The 15,552-nt window shown below is 45.5% G+C and carries 18 protein-coding genes and 1 other annotated feature; all 18 genes read right to left on the bottom strand.

Annotated elements, in window-relative coordinates; genetic code table 11:
* Positions 1-68: 68 nt before the first annotated feature.
* Positions 69-953 carry a branched-chain-amino-acid transaminase gene (gene ilvE, locus MLD56_RS19465; RefSeq protein ID WP_029518432.1) on the bottom strand — a complete coding sequence of 295 codons (885 nt, stop codon included), beginning with the start codon at positions 951-953 and terminating at the stop codon, positions 69-71.
* A gap of 17 nt (positions 954-970) precedes the next feature.
* Entirely contained in the window at positions 971-1,870 is a 900-nt protein-coding gene (gene pheA / locus MLD56_RS19470) for a prephenate dehydratase (RefSeq protein WP_029518431.1), read from the bottom strand.
* A complete protein-coding gene (gene thrB, locus MLD56_RS19475) occupies positions 1,867-2,835 on the bottom strand; it encodes a homoserine kinase (protein ID WP_029518430.1) in 969 nt (322 codons plus the stop codon). The genes pheA and thrB overlap by 4 nt, the downstream gene beginning before the upstream one ends.
* Positions 2,836-2,862: 27 nt before the next feature.
* The gene (locus tag MLD56_RS19480; protein WP_029518429.1) at positions 2,863-4,149 is read right to left on the bottom strand and encodes a homoserine dehydrogenase; all 1,287 of its coding nucleotides are present in this window, start codon (positions 4,147-4,149) and stop codon (positions 2,863-2,865) included.
* Between the two features lie 43 nt (positions 4,150-4,192).
* Positions 4,193-4,630: an ACT domain-containing protein gene (locus tag MLD56_RS19485; RefSeq protein ID WP_013311587.1), complete on the bottom strand. Its 438-nt coding sequence runs from the start codon at positions 4,628-4,630 to the stop codon at positions 4,193-4,195.
* A 157-nt stretch (positions 4,631-4,787) separates the two neighbouring features.
* Positions 4,788-6,098: a GTPase ObgE gene (obgE, locus tag MLD56_RS19490; protein WP_029518428.1), complete on the bottom strand. Its 1,311-nt coding sequence runs from the start codon at positions 6,096-6,098 to the stop codon at positions 4,788-4,790.
* Positions 6,099-6,111: 13 nt separating this feature from the next.
* Positions 6,112-6,849: a Spo0B domain-containing protein gene (locus MLD56_RS19495; RefSeq protein WP_029518427.1), complete on the bottom strand. Its 738-nt coding sequence runs from the start codon at positions 6,847-6,849 to the stop codon at positions 6,112-6,114.
* A 146-nt stretch (positions 6,850-6,995) separates the two neighbouring features.
* Positions 6,996-7,313, bottom strand: coding sequence for a 50S ribosomal protein L27 (gene rpmA, locus MLD56_RS19500; RefSeq protein ID WP_039272574.1), 318 nt, complete (start codon positions 7,311-7,313; stop codon positions 6,996-6,998).
* 5 nt (positions 7,314-7,318) lie between these two features.
* Positions 7,319-7,657, bottom strand: coding sequence for a ribosomal-processing cysteine protease Prp (locus MLD56_RS19505; protein WP_013311591.1), 339 nt, complete (start codon positions 7,655-7,657; stop codon positions 7,319-7,321).
* A 13-nt stretch (positions 7,658-7,670) separates the two neighbouring features.
* On the bottom strand, positions 7,671-7,982 hold the full coding sequence (rplU, locus tag MLD56_RS19510) for a 50S ribosomal protein L21 (RefSeq protein ID WP_013311592.1): 312 nt from the start codon (positions 7,980-7,982) through the stop codon (positions 7,671-7,673).
* Positions 7,983-7,995: 13 nt separating this feature from the next.
* Positions 7,996-8,083 (bottom strand) — a sequence feature (ribosomal protein L21 leader region).
* Between the two features lie 98 nt (positions 8,084-8,181).
* Positions 8,182-9,366 (bottom strand): Rne/Rng family ribonuclease, encoded by a 1,185-nt coding sequence (locus MLD56_RS19515; RefSeq protein WP_029518425.1) that lies wholly within the window; start codon positions 9,364-9,366, stop codon positions 8,182-8,184.
* 47 nt (positions 9,367-9,413) lie between these two features.
* On the bottom strand, positions 9,414-10,292 hold the full coding sequence (locus MLD56_RS19520) for a M50 family metallopeptidase (protein ID WP_029518424.1): 879 nt from the start codon (positions 10,290-10,292) through the stop codon (positions 9,414-9,416).
* Positions 10,285-11,130, bottom strand: a complete 846-nt coding sequence (locus MLD56_RS19525) for a peptidoglycan DD-metalloendopeptidase family protein (protein ID WP_029518423.1) — start codon at positions 11,128-11,130, stop codon at positions 10,285-10,287. Before MLD56_RS19525 ends, MLD56_RS19520 begins: the two co-directional genes overlap by 8 nt.
* 342 nt (positions 11,131-11,472) lie before the next feature.
* Positions 11,473-12,270 (bottom strand): septum site-determining protein MinD, encoded by a 798-nt coding sequence (gene minD, locus MLD56_RS19530; RefSeq protein WP_013311596.1) that lies wholly within the window; start codon positions 12,268-12,270, stop codon positions 11,473-11,475.
* 3 nt (positions 12,271-12,273) lie between these two features.
* A complete protein-coding gene (locus MLD56_RS19535) occupies positions 12,274-12,936 on the bottom strand; it encodes a septum site-determining protein MinC (RefSeq protein WP_029518422.1) in 663 nt (220 codons plus the stop codon).
* Between the two features lie 82 nt (positions 12,937-13,018).
* The gene (gene mreD, locus MLD56_RS19540) at positions 13,019-13,549 is read right to left on the bottom strand and encodes a rod shape-determining protein MreD (protein WP_029518421.1); all 531 of its coding nucleotides are present in this window, start codon (positions 13,547-13,549) and stop codon (positions 13,019-13,021) included.
* A complete protein-coding gene (mreC, locus tag MLD56_RS19545; protein WP_029518420.1) occupies positions 13,549-14,370 on the bottom strand; it encodes a rod shape-determining protein MreC in 822 nt (273 codons plus the stop codon). The genes mreD and mreC overlap by 1 nt, the downstream gene beginning before the upstream one ends.
* Before the next feature lie 55 nt (positions 14,371-14,425).
* Positions 14,426-15,460, bottom strand: coding sequence for a rod shape-determining protein (locus MLD56_RS19550; RefSeq protein ID WP_013311600.1), 1,035 nt, complete (start codon positions 15,458-15,460; stop codon positions 14,426-14,428).
* Positions 15,461-15,552: the final 92 nt, after the last annotated feature.

Consider the following 15,552-nt stretch of genomic DNA (forward strand, 5'->3'; position numbering starts at 1 on the left):
TACAAACAAAAAAATCCTTTTAACTGAATACTCTCGCGAGCATTCAATTAAAAGGATTCGGTTTTATTTTAGTCCTGCCACACTTTGTAGCCATCCTGATCCACGATCTTCCGGAACTCAGCCAGGAGCTCCAAAGTTACTGGGCCAGCAACGCCAGAGCCGATCGTACGACCATCCACTTCATAAGCTGCAATAACTTCTGCCGCAGTTCCTGTAAAAAACACCTCGTCCGCAACATATACATCATGCAGTGTAAAAGGTTGTTCCTTAAGGGAGTACCCAAGCTTAGCACACAAATCGATAATAGCATTACGAGTGATCCCTTCAAGCGCCCCCAAATAGCAAGGAGGTGTATACAACACTCCGTTTTTGACAATGAAAATGTTGTCTGCAGAGCCCTCCGTCACATACCCTTGGGAATTGAGCATAATAGCCTCACCTACACCAGCATAGTTAGACTGGATCTTCACGAGGATATTGTTGAGATAGTTCAATGATTTAATCTTCGGATTCAAAGCATCCGGGATGTTGCGACGCTGAGAGACAGAAATTGTCTTCAGGCCAGTCAAGTAAGCTTCTTCCGGGTAAATGGCGAGCTGCTCCACGATAATGATGACACTCGCCTTCGCACAACGAAGAGGATCTAAACCTAGATTTCCTGCACCTCGGGATACAATCAGACGGATATATCCGTTACGCATTTCGTTAAGACGAATCGTTTCAGCCATTGCTTCCAACATTTCATCAGGAGACAACGGAATGTTTAACTGAATGGATTTCGCAGAATCATACAGACGCTCCAAGTGCTCCTTACATTTAAAAATATTCCCGTTATAGATACGAATGCCCTCAAATATACCGTCTCCGTACAAGAATCCATGATCATATACGGAAACCTTTGCGTTTTCCTTAGTCACATGCTGCCCATCCAGATAGATCCATTGTTCTGCCATTAAAACCACACCTCCGATTAATGTTCCTTTAAAATAGGTTCGATCGCTGCTTCAACATACTTGTAGCTTGGATAAGAGCCAAGAACACGTACATGGCACCCCAAAGCCTCGATCTCTGCAAAGGCTGCCGGAAGTAGCACGGAATGCAGAGATTCCAAAACTTCAATGTAAAAATAGTAATTCCCCAATTGCTTTTTGGTCGGACGCGATTCAATACGGGACAGATTTAACCTGCGCCATGCAAATGCGGATAAAACCTGATGCAGCGCTCCCGGGAAATCCTGCGGCGGCGTGACCAAAATACTGGTTCGCTGACCTTCAGGCGTACCCGGGAGACTTATAGGTTGATGACCGATCAAGACAAAGCGGGTAAAGTTGTTATCGTGATCCGTCACTTTGCTGGCCAAAATATCCAATCCGTGTTTGGCAGCCGCAAGCTTGGTTCCGAGAGCGGTCCAGCCTTTACCGGGGTTATGTTTAACAATTTCGACAGCTTCCGCCGTACTTCCTGCACTCTCCAACTCGGCCTGAGGAGCGGAAGCCTGTATGAATTCTTTACACTGGGGAAGCGCCACAGGATGAGACATAATTTTGACCACTTTGCTCAAATCTAGCTTGTCCAAATCCTTCGTAAATTCACTGCGATGACCAATAAGATTTTGAATTGAAGGATATACCCATTCCGCCTGCATTTGAATGTCTACTTCATGTACAAGCCAATCCATATGCAAACTTACAGAGCCATCAATCGTATTTTCAATGGGAATTACACTATAGTCTGCCTGACCCTTGTCTACTGCCTGAAATACGTCCGCGATATGTTTGTAAAAAAGTAATTCATGGGACGTATCTCCTAACAAATACTTAATCGCTTCATGAGAAACAGTCCCCTCAGGAAGAAGTGCAATTCGTTTCATATCGTAAGTTCCCCTTTAATCATATCCATAAAAGGGAGAGTATTCCCTTCTGTATATACTTTAACTCCTTCATCCTCAGGGCGCAATTTTAAAACAGAAGCAGTGATCCCCTCTTTGTTCATGGTATCCGTTAAATACTGCTCCAGCTCTGCTTTCCGATTTTCCCGCCGATCTGTCAATGCCAGCAACGTTGGTCCAGCCCCACTTAGAGCCACACCCAAAGCACCATAATGGTGCGCATCCTGCAAGATCTCTGCCATACCTGGCACAAGTGCCGCGCGGTAAGGCTGATGAAGCTGATCACGCATCGCTTCAGCGATTAAGTCGGTTCGCCCTGATGCCAATGCTGCTACCAGCATGGAAGCATGACTTATATTATATACAGCATCCTTCAATGATACTTGTGCGGGTAGAACCTCTCTGGCTTTCGACGTGGACAGCTGAAAATCTGGAATAACTACCATAACCTCCAGATTGGTATCCGGTTCAAGTCGTAAATGCCTAGCACGCTCACCGTCCCACATCGCTGTAATAATACCGCCAAACAGAGAAGCTCCAACATTATCCGGATGTTTTTCAATGGCGCTTGCCATATCGAACAACTTGGAATCCGGCAGAGGCGAGCCAATCAACGTATTTGCAGCGACCAAGGCGCCCACAATGGCGGAAGCACTGCTGCCCAAACCACGAGTGAGTGGAATATCTGAGTACATCGAAATATCGAGCTCAGGAACTGATACACCCGTTTCCCGAAAAACCATTTGTGCTACCTTGAAAATCAGATTAGTTTTATCTTGGGGAACACCATTCATTTCATCTCCGTATAAATGAAAAGCCGTCTGTTCGGCCTCCTTCATTTCAATCCATGCATATAAGGACAACGCCATGCCCAATGTATCAAAGCCCGGACCCAAGTTGGCCGTACTCGCGGGCACACGCACTCTTGCTGTTTTTAAAACGGTCATACAGACAATTCCTCCTGCTTTTATTGACTATCCCTCTACTCGATATACGCTCTTGATGCGACGGATGACGTCCAAAGTTTCAAAATGCTCCAAAACCTTTTTCATACTTGCTTTACTGGCTAAATGAGTCACGATAATAATTTCAGCATCGGGGTTAACCTCATTCGGTTGCTGCACAACAGATGCCAGACTGACATCAAATTCAGCAAATACTTGCGTAATCCGTGCCAACACCCCTGCTTTATCATCCACATGCAGAAGCACGAAGTTTTTGAAATACACATCTTCGTCGTTACTAATTTTTTTAGGGTTGTAAGGAACGATGGCTTTAAGCCCATTGACACCAAGTTTGAGATTTTTCACTACAGCAACTAAATCGGCTACAACTGATGTTGCCGTCGGCATTTCACCTGCACCCGCACCATAAAACATGGTTTCACCCACTGCTTCACCATGCACATACACCGCGTTGAATACCCCGTTCACCGAAGCCAATGGATGTTGCTTGCGTACCATGGTCGGCTGAACGTTAATCGTAAATTCATCACCCTGGCGCTCTGCAATGCCTAGCAATTTCATTTCATATCCTAGTTTTTTAGCAAAAGCAATATCTTCACTGGTTACCTTTGAAATGCCGCTGACACTTACATCCTTGAGCTCTACATTAGAGCGGAAACCCAGCGTGCCGAGAATTGCCATTTTACGGGCTGCATCCAGTCCTTCCACATCTGAGGTCGGATCGGATTCAGCATACCCAAGCTCCTGTGCTTCCTTGAGAACTTCCTCGTACGAGGCCCCTTCCTGACTCATTTTGGTTAAAATAAAGTTTGTCGTACCGTTCACAATCCCCATAATGCGGGTAATGCGGTCGGAGGAGAAACCTTCAATTAGTGTACGAATGATCGGGATACCACCCGCTACACTCGCTTCATAAAAAATATCACACTGCTTTTCCTGCGCCTTTGCTAATACTTCAGAACCGTGCAAAGCCATTAAGTCCTTATTTGCCGTTACGATGTGTTTACCCCGCTCCAGCGCTTCAAGAATGTACTCCTTCGTCTGATCAACGCCGCCCATGACTTCGATAATTACATCAATTTCAGGGTCCCGAATAACTTCCCATGGGTCCTCAGTAAGTTTGCTCGTCTCCACTTCAATGGAACGATATTTTTCTATGTTTTTTACAGCTATTTTTTCAATGATGATCGGTGAACCGACTTGTCTGCTCAAGTCTTCCTGATTGCCTTCTACGATTCGAACGACCCCCGTTCCTACCGTCCCCAAACCTAACAATCCTACTTTGACCGGTTTCATCCATTCCCCTCCTGATAACTTTTATCTAATGAACTGTATTGCCTTAACCTTGCCCAATCAGGCGAACACGTTTGACTCCAGAGATATCTTCCAAGCCCTCCAGTAGAACACCCAACTCTTCACTGAGTCTGGACATTTCTACCGAGATGACTACGTTGGCTCTGCCTTGCAGTGGAATACTTTGCTGAATCGTCAGCACATTGCCTCCGAAATCTGCCACTCTGCCAAGTACCCTGGACAACATTCCGGATTGATGTTCCAAATCAATAGAGATATTAACAATTCGCTCACGCTCCAGCTGGTTAACCAAATGTATGCCATCCTTATATTTATAAAAGGCGCTTCGGCTTAGCCCAACTTGCTCGACGGCATCATGCACGGTTTTAACATCTCCTGAAGCCAGCAGCAGTTTCACCTGTATGGTCTTAACAATAGCTTCAGGCAAAATATCTTCCCGTACCAAGTAATAGCGCTCTTTCAAGAACGTCCTCTCCTCAAAGACTTATGTTTTTGTATAGAGGACATTATATCGAAACTCATGAAAATCGGCAAGCAAACAATGCAAAAAACGGCTACTGCCTTCTATAGAGTTTCCTATAGTACAGTAACCGTTCAGGTTTTAGACCTTTATTTGAAATTTAGTAGTAGCTGCTGCCTTCAACAAATTCGAACTCGAAATCAGCAATGCGTACAGATGTACCATCTTTGGCGCCACGCTTGCGTAACTCAGCATCCACACCCATGTGGCGTAACGTTCTTGCTAATTTCAAAATGGCATCATGCGAGTTCAACTGCATGCGCTTCATCATGCGCTCAATTTTAGGGCTCTGCACCACGAATGTATCGTTTTCACGTACAATTGTAAAGCCCTCGTCTTCTGCTGTATCCAGCTTAAATACCTTACGTTCATTAACTTCTGCTACTTCCTCAACAACCGGCTCGTCCGGTATTTGATCCAGCAAATCAGCAGCCCGGTAGAGCAGTTCCTTCACACCTTGACGTGTCAGTGAGGAAATAGGCATGATTTCAAGATCAGGACGTATAGAAGCAATCTGCTCTTTGAAGTGAGCCAGGTTTTCTTCAGCTTCCGGCATATCCATTTTATTGGCCGCCACAATTTGCGGACGCTCAGCCAATGCTGAATTATATTGCTTCAATTCGTCGTTAATTTTAGTCCAATCTTCAAACGGGTCACGTCCTTCGGAGCCCGCCATATCCACGACATGGATAATAATACGCGTCCGCTCAATGTGCCGCAGAAATTCATGTCCCAGCCCAATACCTTCATGAGCCCCTTCAATTAAACCAGGCAAATCCGCCATCACAAAATTACGATGATCACCCACATCCACAACACCCAAATTCGGAGTAATCGTTGTAAAGTGGTAGGCCCCAATTTTCGGTTTTGCGGAAGATACAACCGACAACAAGGTAGACTTCCCAACACTAGGAAACCCGACCAAGCCTACATCAGCCATTACTTTTAACTCAAGCGTGATATAACGTTCTTGTCCCTCTGCACCGTTCTCAGCCAACTCAGGCGCTGGATTACTCGGCGTAGCAAAACGGATGTTCCCGCGCCCTCCGCGTCCTCCTTTAGCTACGACGACTTGTTGACCATGACGTGTCATATCTGCTACTACTTCACCAGTATCATCATCTATGATGACCGTTCCCGGCGGTATACGTACGATCATGTGCTCCGCATTGGCTCCGTGTTGACTTTTGTTACGACCTTTCACTCCACGCTGGGCTTTAAAATGTCGTTGGTACCGAAAATCCATCAAGGTACGCAAACCCTCATCTACACGGAAAATTACATCTCCACCGTTCCCTCCGTCACCACCACCTGGGCCACCTTCAGGAACGTATTTCTCACGACGAAACGCAATTAATCCGTCTCCGCCGTCTCCGCCTTTAACAAAAATCTTCGCTTTATCTACAAACATGGTTACACCTTCCTTATGTCTGGCACTGCATCCGAATTTGAAACATTTCGCCCGTAGGGAGCTTCTCTGTTCGAATGCGTTCACTTCCGGGTACGGATCTGACCCGCTTAAGGATATTCAAATCCGCAGGTATGTCACTTCCTTCAAAACGGACGATAACATCATTCTGATCCATACCGAAATAAAGTGTCAATCTGCGCACTTCTCCCCAGGACGACCGGCCCCCGCCATATTGATACGCACGCACCGTTTCTATGACGGCCGAGGCAAGCGACTCGCCGTCTTCGGGAGACATGACAGCGTCTAACTTTAACTGCTCCTCAACCTGTACCGACAACTGTAAATTACCGGCGTTCACGCGAAAAGACTGTAAATAAAACACCAGTGAGGGAATACCCAACTTAGATATTTTACTGTCTTCCGCCACGCGCCCTTTTATTGTTTCCACATAAGCAACAGATTTATCATGCTTATTCATGCGAATATATCCATAAAGCACCTGCAAGTCATTCATCCAGTCATGCCGATGATGGTTAAGCATTGCAATCGCTGTACGCTCAAAAGAACGCAAAGCAGCTTTCCGCTCATACTCAACCTGTCTATTCGTATACCACATACCAAAACATGCAGCAACTACAGACCATACTGCTAATAAGATAATCGTTAATACTTCGGGATAGAGCAGTGAAAAAACCAAAGGAATCAGAATGGAACCCAACGCCAGATAAGGCGCTCTTATCCGCTGGAACATGGCTTCTCTCCGTTCTGCGATAATTAAATGGATTATTAAAGAACCTTAATCCAGTATAGCACAGACTAACTTTCCAGTTCATTACCATCATGCAAAAAAGCCTCCGACAAAAGTGCCGGAGGCTTTTCAGCGTGTCTAAGCCGCTATTAAGCTTCTACAGTAGCTGCTACTGGAGCAACGTCGATCGGGTAGATGCTCACCTTTTTGCGATCACGGCCCCAACGTTCGAACTTCACAACGCCGTCCACTTTCGCGAACAGGGTGTCGTCCTTACCGATGCCCACGTTCGTGCCCGGGTGAATTTTCGTTCCGCGTTGACGAACCAGGATGCTACCGCCGGTAACTGCTTGACCGTCAGCACGTTTCACTCCAAGACGTTTCGATTTACTGTCACGTCCGTTTTTTGTGGAACCTACACCTTTTTTCGATGCGAATAATTGAAGATCCAATGTCAATTTCAACATGATGTCTACCTCCTTCTTTGATTATTTTCTATTTGAATATACTTACCGTATGATTCAGCAATGCTTGTCAGCATAATCACCATGGACTCCAGCAACAGTTGAACCTGTGCGTTCGCATCATGATAACTTTCAGGAGAAAGATACGCGCTTAAAAAGCCGTTTTCCATTTCCGTTTCCATCTCAACGTCCGTAAGAGCTCCAATCGAATTGACAGTTCCTACTGTTACCGCCGAAACGCCAGCACATACGATATCCTCGCCAGATTTAGCGAAATTTGCATGTCCTTTAACGGAAAACCCCTGTATGCTGCCATCCTCCAGTCGTGTAATACGCACGATAATCACTTATCGCACCCTCTTACGCTTGGATTTTTTCAATCGTCACTTTCGTGTACGGTTGACGATGACCTTGCTTCACATGGTAGTTCTTTTTAGGTTTGTATTTGTATACGATGACCTTTTGACCTTGACCATGCTTCTCAACTTTAGCTGTTACAGAAGCTCCAGAAAGAAGCGGTGTACCTGCTGTCAAGCCATTGTCGCCGGACACTGCCAGAACACGATCGAACGTTACAGTTTCACCATCATTAGCTTCCAACTTCTCGATGAACAATACGTCGCCCTCTTGAACTTTGTATTGCTTACCACCTGTTTCGATAATTGCGTACATTTGCTTGCACCTCCTTATGTCTCAGACTCGCCTAATAGCAGGTGGCAGATTCCCTTAGGATACTGCACTTCAGTACCTGATTGGAGCGGTTACAGCATGTGCAGCCAATCTTACGCATCACACATACTAAATGATTGTAGCACAAGCTTTATACACATTCAACCTTTAGTTTTAAAATGATTTTGGGTTACGCATCGCTCTACACGAGCGTCTTTTCTTCACGCACTTTTTTGCGGGTCATTTCCAGCAAACCTAACCGCGTCCAACCGACAACATAAGATTTGGTCCGATCCTTCTTCAATCTTGCTTCCAGCACAGAGGATACTTCCCGACGGTTCTCCTCTTGTTCCATGTCAATAAAATCAATGATGATGATACCACCAATATCACGCACACGTACCAGGCGGGCAATCTCTTCAGCTGCTTCAATGTTAGTCCGGGTTACCGTTTCTTCCAGATTACTGCCTCCCGTAAACTTCCCGGTATTCACATCAATGACGGTTAGTGCCTCCGTATGATCAATGACAATGTATCCACCGCCCTGCAGCCATACCTTTCGCGCAAAATCGCGTTCCAGCTGCTCATGAATGCCATAAGCTTTAAAAATCGTTTCTTCTGCACCACGAAATATACTTACATGAGCTTTCGCAGGACCAATCTGTTGCAGCATGATTTCTGCATCCTTTGCTTGCTCTTCACTGTCAATAACCAGTTCATCCTGTTCAGGTGTAAACACATCCCGAATCAATCGCTGAACAATACTTAAATCCCGGTGTAATTCGCACGGAGCCGAGTGTTCACCAGCTTTACGCTGAATAGCCGCCCACTGCTTACGTAGTTGATTCAGATCATTTTCAATCGCCTCTATACTCATGTCCTCCGAAACGGTACGGATTATGAGTCCTTCCTCACTTGTGCGTAGCTGCTCTCCCATTGCTTTCAAACGGGTGCGCTCGCCCTCACGTTCGATCTTCTTGGATACGGCCACATAATCAGCACGGGGCATATATACGATCCAGCGACCCGGAAGTGAAAAATGAGTGGTGACCCTGGCTCCTTTGCTACCAACTGCCTCTTTTAATACCTGTACTACAATTTCCTGCCCCACCTTTAACACTTCAGAAATGGATGGCTTTACCTCCGGCTGCTTGTCCAAATGAGCGTGAAGTACGTCATCTACGTACAAAAAGGCATTCTTTCGCTGTCCAATGTCAACAAAGGCGGCTTGCATACCTGGTAGCACATTGACCACCCTCGCTTTGAAAAAAGAACCTAGAATCCCCCGTTTTCGCGGTAGTTCAGCCGCATATTCAACCAATCGTCCCTCTTCCAACAGCGCCATTTGGGTCATCTGCTGCTGGCATTGTACAATCATTTGCTTCATGGTTTTTCAACCTCTCTGGATACAGCCTCTTTCTTACTCATAAAACATTATTTAGGCTTGGGTTCTCCACCATCTGGCGGGCGTGTCGCAAAATAAGAGCGAATAAGGCGTTGCTCCGGCAGTACGGCTACAATTCGTCCCTGTTCATTCATAACATAAACCATATGATACCGATCTCTTCTGAAAAGACGCAAAATAGGCTCCAAATGTTTCATTGGCAGGGATACAATAGGTAAGGCAATACTTCCCTTAGCTATTTCGCGGTAAAAAAGCTCGTCCCTCCCCAGCAAAAACCGTATAAAACGGTAAGGGATATTCCGATAATCCACAATATTAGAATAAAGCAAAAAAATCCCTACCGCCAGCAGATTTAAATGCATAGGCCCATTTTGCCTTAACAACGGTGAAATACCATACATACAAAATAGCAGACTCGTTACGATACTGGCCCTAAAGGTCCACACTAATGTGCGGTGATAAGAAAAGGATAAACTAATCATTGCCTGCAATATTTTCCCACCATCAAGTGGTAAAATGGGCAGCAAATTAAACAGTGCAATAACTGCATTCCCCTGAATTATATAATTTACATAATCATACTCCGGTCCACTCACATTTTTGAACCATAAAAGGATGATGATCATGATTCCGTTTTGCAGGGGCCCCGCTAGCGCAATGACAATCTCCTTCCACGCATTGAGCTTCCCCTGATCCTCAATGACCGCAACTCCTCCAAAGGGTAACATCTGTATGGAAAGCACCCGCGCGCCTAACAACGAAGCAGCTGTCGCATGACCTAGCTCATGAATAAACACCAATGTAAATAAAGTGATGATCTCGATAAAATGTCCCGTTATTATGGAGGTCAGCATAACCAATACAAACAGTGGATGTAGTGATAAGGTCACCCCTCGGACATTAATCAAGGGCTACCACTTCCGACGGGTCAATGTAGTGATCCCCTCTCTGAACTGCCAAAAATAAAGTTGCCGCCTCGCTGCCGCTGCGACTTGCTGGCAGTACACCGATCTCATCTCCCTCCTGAACCCAGTCGTTCACTTTTAAGGTAGAGCGGGAAAGCCTCCCGTAAGTTGCTGTGATACCGCCAGTGTGTCGAACTGTAACCGAAATCCCGCTTTTGGGATGATTTAATATGTCTAATACTCGTCCTGCATCTATACTTTTAACAACGATTGGCCCGTTGTCAGTGACATTCGGCGTAATTTCTACCCCTTTCAGGCTCAGTACAAAAGGCTGTGTTATAGTGCCTTCGATCGGTGGAGAGCCCTTTCGATTTGCGGCTACCTTGTGCGTTTCATGCTCCTCGCCAAAAATCGGCAAAAAGGAAGGAGCTCCGTCAAAATAAGTTTCATACCATTGTCCGACGGCTGCAAAATCCATATCCTTATTCAAGGCATCCGCAATAAACATTCTCAAATTCACTGCATAAGGAATATCCCAACGAAACATTCCCCATACCATTCCAAATAACACCGTTGCTATGACTGATCTTCGCCAAAAGGAAGTCCAAAAAGACGGAGCACGATTCGCCCCAAAAGATTGCTGCCAGTGTTGCCGCTCATTTTTCCACTCCGTTTCTGGGTCTCTGGGCGAGTCGGCACTGACTATAGGCATCGACCTCATATCTTTATCCCCGTGCCTGTACTGATATATGCCAGAGGGATACGTCTCCGCTTTGCTTCCCGCGATTAGCTGCTGTATACGTTCTTCTCTGCGCTGCTTGATTCCGGAATTTTTATTCATCCTGTTCAGCCCCCTCAGCGAGGTATGTTTGATACATCTTATGAGGACGGGCTTCAACTTATGTTGTCCCGCTCGGGAATAAGTACCTAAAAATCAAAAAAAAACCGGCGCTAACGCACCGGATTTGTTTTGTATTTATAATATTTATGTAGTGACCCTAAATTTTGTGAAGCCGTATTATAGGAATTTAAAAAGACAAACCAAAAACACTTAAATAAGATTATTACTTATTTAAGTGTCTAGTATTACAAATGAATACTACTACAGCTCCTACCTTAGAACCAATAGAAAATCACTTAGGAAGCGTGGAAGCAATTTACCAGCCATAACTTCCGGTTTTCCTCATCCACCCATACCAAAAAACTTCTTAAAACGTGTCATCACGCTTTTCTTCTGGTCTAGCTGCATGAGGGGCACTGTATCGCCCAAAATCCGTCTCGCAATGTTACGGTAAGCAATCGCGGCCTGTGAATCTGGATTCATAACGGTGGGCTCCCCTGTATTAGCTGCTTTAATTACCATTTCATCATCCGGCACAATCCCAATAAGGTCTATGCTAAGCACTTGTAAAATCCCATCAATATCCAACATATCTCCGGATTTAACCATGCTATTGCGAATGCGGTTAACCACCAACTTGGGTGATATCACATGTGAGCTTTCCAGTAAACCAATTACCCGGTCTGCATCGCGTACGGCTGCATTTTCCGGAGTAGTCACAACAATAGCCTGATCCGCCCCAGCAATGGCATTTTTAAAGCCTTGTTCAATACCCGCAGGGCAATCGATCAATATATATTCAAAATCCTTTTTAAGCTCCAAAATAATATCCTTAACCTGCTCCGGCGTAACAGCACTCTTGTCCTTGGTTTGAGCGGCTGGCAGCATATACAGCTCCTCAAAACGCTTGTCCTTAACCAGTGCCTGATTTAAACGGCAACGACCTTCCGCTACATCAACAAGGTCGTAAATAATTCGGTTTTCTAGACCCATCACAACGTCTAGATTACGCAAACCGATATCCGTATCCACCAAACATACCTTTTTGCCGAGCAGTGCAAGCGCTGTTCCTATATTGGCTGACGTCGTCGTTTTGCCGACGCCGCCTTTTCCTGAAGTGACGACGATAGCCTCTCCCATGTGCTACACCCCTTTGAACACGTTAAAATCGCGGCCCAGACGCACAATATTGCTCATTTTATCTATTTGCATAGCGCCATCCTTGAGATACGCAAATTCCATACCGGATTCACGTGTCTCCCATTCGTCTGGTGGACGGCTGATCATTTCGGAAATTCGCAACTGTGTCGGTGCAAAATAGGAAGCCGCTATAATCGCTTCACTATTTCCCTCCATCCCTGCATGCGCCATGCCTCGCAGAGCGCCGAGGACATAAATATCACCAGTACATGTTATAATTCCACCCGGGTTTACATCTCCCAAAAAGAGTAGGTTCCCATTGTGATGAAGCACTTGACCAGATCGGATAATCCCTGTCACCGTATGAATAGGGGGCTTTCCCTGCACTTCCACAGGCAGTCCAGGTGATTCTACAGACCTGATGAGCAGATTCCCCTTTTGCTTCAAAATCTCCAGAATACTTTCCTTCTGTTCCTCTGTCACTTCTCGGCTTCCCAGCTTAATATCCACATGAATGATCGGGCCTGTTAAAATATTTTGATGACTGTGCTCCAGCTTAAAACGCAGCTCACCCAGCAAATTCTCAAACTCGCATTGATCGTCCAGCAGGAATACCAGGCCATCTTTGATGCCTTTAATCGTGACATGATTCGATTTCACTGCCATTAGCCTGTCCCTCCTATCTCAATCATTTCGTCCCCGGGACGTCAAATCCCTGCTAACCCGGACAAAATGTGTGTAAAAAGACCTAGACAGCCTCTTCCTTTTTCACACGGGTACCCAAACGCTGCAACTGCTTGCGAACTGGGACATAAATGATGAGGGCGAACAGAAAATGGATAAATAAATCAGGAATTATATACTGAGCAAGTGCCCAATTGAAAGTCTGATGATTCAGCTGGAACAGCTGGTCAATGGCAAAAAGCATAGAATCCAAGAGGAAACTACCAATCAACACGGCTGCCATCATAATGGGCATCTGCGCACGTCGAGCTGTAAAAACAAGCCCCAATAAGTATGCAGACAACCCCATTGCAAAAGAATAAGGCCCAATGATAAACCCATAGAACACTACATCATGAATAAGTCCAAAAACAATACCTAGCACCAATGCTGTATGACGGCTGTAATACACAGACACAAACAAGATCACGACATACACAAAATTCGGAACCATTCTTGAATGCCAACTATCCGGAAGAAGCCATGGAAGAATCGTCCCTTCAGCTATAAACAGTACAAACAGCAGCAGTATTAGAACCTGACCGCGCATCTTCATTATTCCGGTACCTCAGGAGTGTAGAGGATGAGCAGTTCTTTCCAATCCACAAAGCTAGCTGCCGGTTTAATAATCGCTGTCCGTGTTTTGCCAAACTCCCCAACCTGAATCTTCTCTACCGTTCCAACCATTAGGTTTTTGCGGAATTTACCACCTGCGCCAGATGTAATAATCTGATCACCCTTTGCGATTGGATCTTTTTCCTCAATGCGAGTCATTTGAAATCTGTTCGTACCCGGATCATAGCTTTCAATCATACCAAACGATTGATTTTCCTTGCCCAAGACTGTCGCTGCAATAGCATAAGAATTCGGATTTTTAGGATCCAATGTAGTCAATAGGGTAACGGTGGACGTAAAATTCCCCGTTTGACTAATGACTCCGACAAATCCTTCAAGCGAACTGACTTCCTGACCAACCTTCGCTCCGTCCTTCTCACCAATATCGATCACAAGCGTTTTGGAATCATTGCTGACGCTGTTCACTTGAGCAACACGATAATCATAATTATTTTTCGCCTTTTGCGTTTGGGTGAACTTCAGTTCATTCTGCAGTCTGGCATTTGTTTCAACATAATTATGGGTCTGAATCTGGTCACGAGTCAGCTTTGCCACAGCAATTTTTAACCGTTCATTTTCTTCGTAGATGCTACGCATATTTCCGATATCTTCAAAGAAGCCCGCTATTGCTGAAGCGGGCCTGTAAAAGATACCTTGCACAAAGCCAATTGAATCTCTGGCGAACTTCTCGGGCCAGGTTAAGGAATTTCTCTGTCCAAGTGTAATCCCCATAAGGGCAATAAACAGAACGATTCCGATCAATAGAACAAATAGTCTTTTATTGCCAAACAGCTTAAACAGTTCCTACACCCCCGATTCAACGTTTGGAACGGACGGCAGAACTGCTGCGCGATTTGAACAAATGAATATTTTCCAGCGCTCTGCCTGTACCGATTGCCACACAATCCAGAGGATTTTCTGCTACGATCACCGGCATTCCGGTTTCACCTGCCAACAACTTGTCCAGATTACGTAGAAGTGCTCCACCGCCAGTAAGTACGATTCCTCTATCCATGATGTCCGCTGCCAATTCGGGAGGGCATTTTTCCAGTGTTACTTTGACCGCATCCACGATTGCATTGACTGTATCCGATAACGCTTCGCTAATTTCATCAGAAGTAATCGTGATCGTCTTCGGCAAACCTGTTACCAGATCACGTCCGCGGATTTCCGAGGTTTCCACTTGCTCTAATGGCATAGCTGAACCCACTTCCATTTTCAGTTGCTCTGAAGTCCGTTCACCAATCATCAGATTGTATTGGCGCTTCACGTATTGGATGATGGACTCGTCCATTTCATCACCAGCCACACGTACGGAGCGGCTTGTTACAATCCCGCCCAGAGAAATGACTGCAACCTCGGTAGTACCCCCACCGATATCGACAACCATACTGCCTGTAGGCTCCCATACAGGAAGATCAGCACCAATGGCAGCTGCAAACGGCTCCTCTATCGTGTATGCCTCTCTTGCGCCTGCTTGCTTCGTCGCATCTTCAACAGCACGCTGCTCCACCGCAGTAATGCCTGAGGGCACACAAACCATCACGTTCGGATGGCGTGGAAACAAAGAGCGTTGGGCTTGCGCCTGACGGATAAAATATTTGATCATCGTTGCGGTCGTATCAAAATCAGCAATGACACCGTCCTTCATCGGACGAATCGCACGGATATTTCCCGGTGTGCGACCGATCATTTTTTTCGCAGATTCACCAACAGCCTCAATGGTTTTTGTATCTGTACGCAAAGCGACTACAGATGGTTCACGAACTACAATTCCTTTACCTCTTACGTATACAAGCGTGTTTGCCGTCCCCAAGTCAATTCCTAAATCTTTTGTAAAGCCACCCAGCATGATGTAATCTCCTTTTCTCTTCCCTGAAATCTGTTATCCATGTATAAACGGTTTATTCAGGCCGGATTATCCGGTCGTGTTTAAATGTTTGA

Origin of the sequence: Paenibacillus peoriae, assembly GCF_022531965.1 — a bacterium.
GTDB lineage: Bacteria > Bacillota > Bacilli > Paenibacillales > Paenibacillaceae > Paenibacillus > Paenibacillus polymyxa_D.

What these genes read in the sequence shown, in the direction of transcription:
- ilvE (WP_029518432.1), bottom strand. Translation starts at nt 953, where the DNA reads ATGGCAGAACAATGGATCTATCTGGATGGGCAGCATGTGACTAAGGAA.
- pheA (WP_029518431.1), bottom strand. Translation starts at nt 1,870, where the DNA reads ATGAAACGAATTGCACTTCTTCCTGAGGGGACTGTTTCTCATGAAGCG.
- thrB (WP_029518430.1), bottom strand. Translation starts at nt 2,835, where the DNA reads ATGACCGTTTTAAAAACAGCAAGAGTGCGTGTGCCCGCGAGTACGGCC.
- MLD56_RS19480 (WP_029518429.1), bottom strand. Translation starts at nt 4,149, where the DNA reads ATGAAACCGGTCAAAGTAGGATTGTTAGGTTTGGGGACGGTAGGAACG.
- obgE (WP_029518428.1), bottom strand. Translation starts at nt 6,098, where the DNA reads ATGTTTGTAGATAAAGCGAAGATTTTTGTTAAAGGCGGAGACGGCGGA.
- MLD56_RS19495 (WP_029518427.1), bottom strand. Translation starts at nt 6,849, where the DNA reads ATGTTCCAGCGGATAAGAGCGCCTTATCTGGCGTTGGGTTCCATTCTG.
- rpmA (WP_039272574.1), bottom strand. Translation starts at nt 7,313, where the DNA reads ATGTTGAAATTGACATTGGATCTTCAATTATTCGCATCGAAAAAAGGT.
- rplU (WP_013311592.1), bottom strand. Translation starts at nt 7,982, where the DNA reads ATGTACGCAATTATCGAAACAGGTGGTAAGCAATACAAAGTTCAAGAG.
- MLD56_RS19515 (WP_029518425.1), bottom strand. Translation starts at nt 9,366, where the DNA reads ATGAAGCAAATGATTGTACAATGCCAGCAGCAGATGACCCAAATGGCG.
- MLD56_RS19525 (WP_029518423.1), bottom strand. Translation starts at nt 11,130, where the DNA reads ATGAATAAAAATTCCGGAATCAAGCAGCGCAGAGAAGAACGTATACAG.
- minD (WP_013311596.1), bottom strand. Translation starts at nt 12,270, where the DNA reads ATGGGAGAGGCTATCGTCGTCACTTCAGGAAAAGGCGGCGTCGGCAAA.
- MLD56_RS19535 (WP_029518422.1), bottom strand. Translation starts at nt 12,936, where the DNA reads ATGGCAGTGAAATCGAATCATGTCACGATTAAAGGCATCAAAGATGGC.
- mreD (WP_029518421.1), bottom strand. Translation starts at nt 13,549, where the DNA reads ATGAAGATGCGCGGTCAGGTTCTAATACTGCTGCTGTTTGTACTGTTT.
- MLD56_RS19550 (WP_013311600.1), bottom strand. Translation starts at nt 15,460, where the DNA reads ATGCTGGGTGGCTTTACAAAAGATTTAGGAATTGACTTGGGGACGGCA.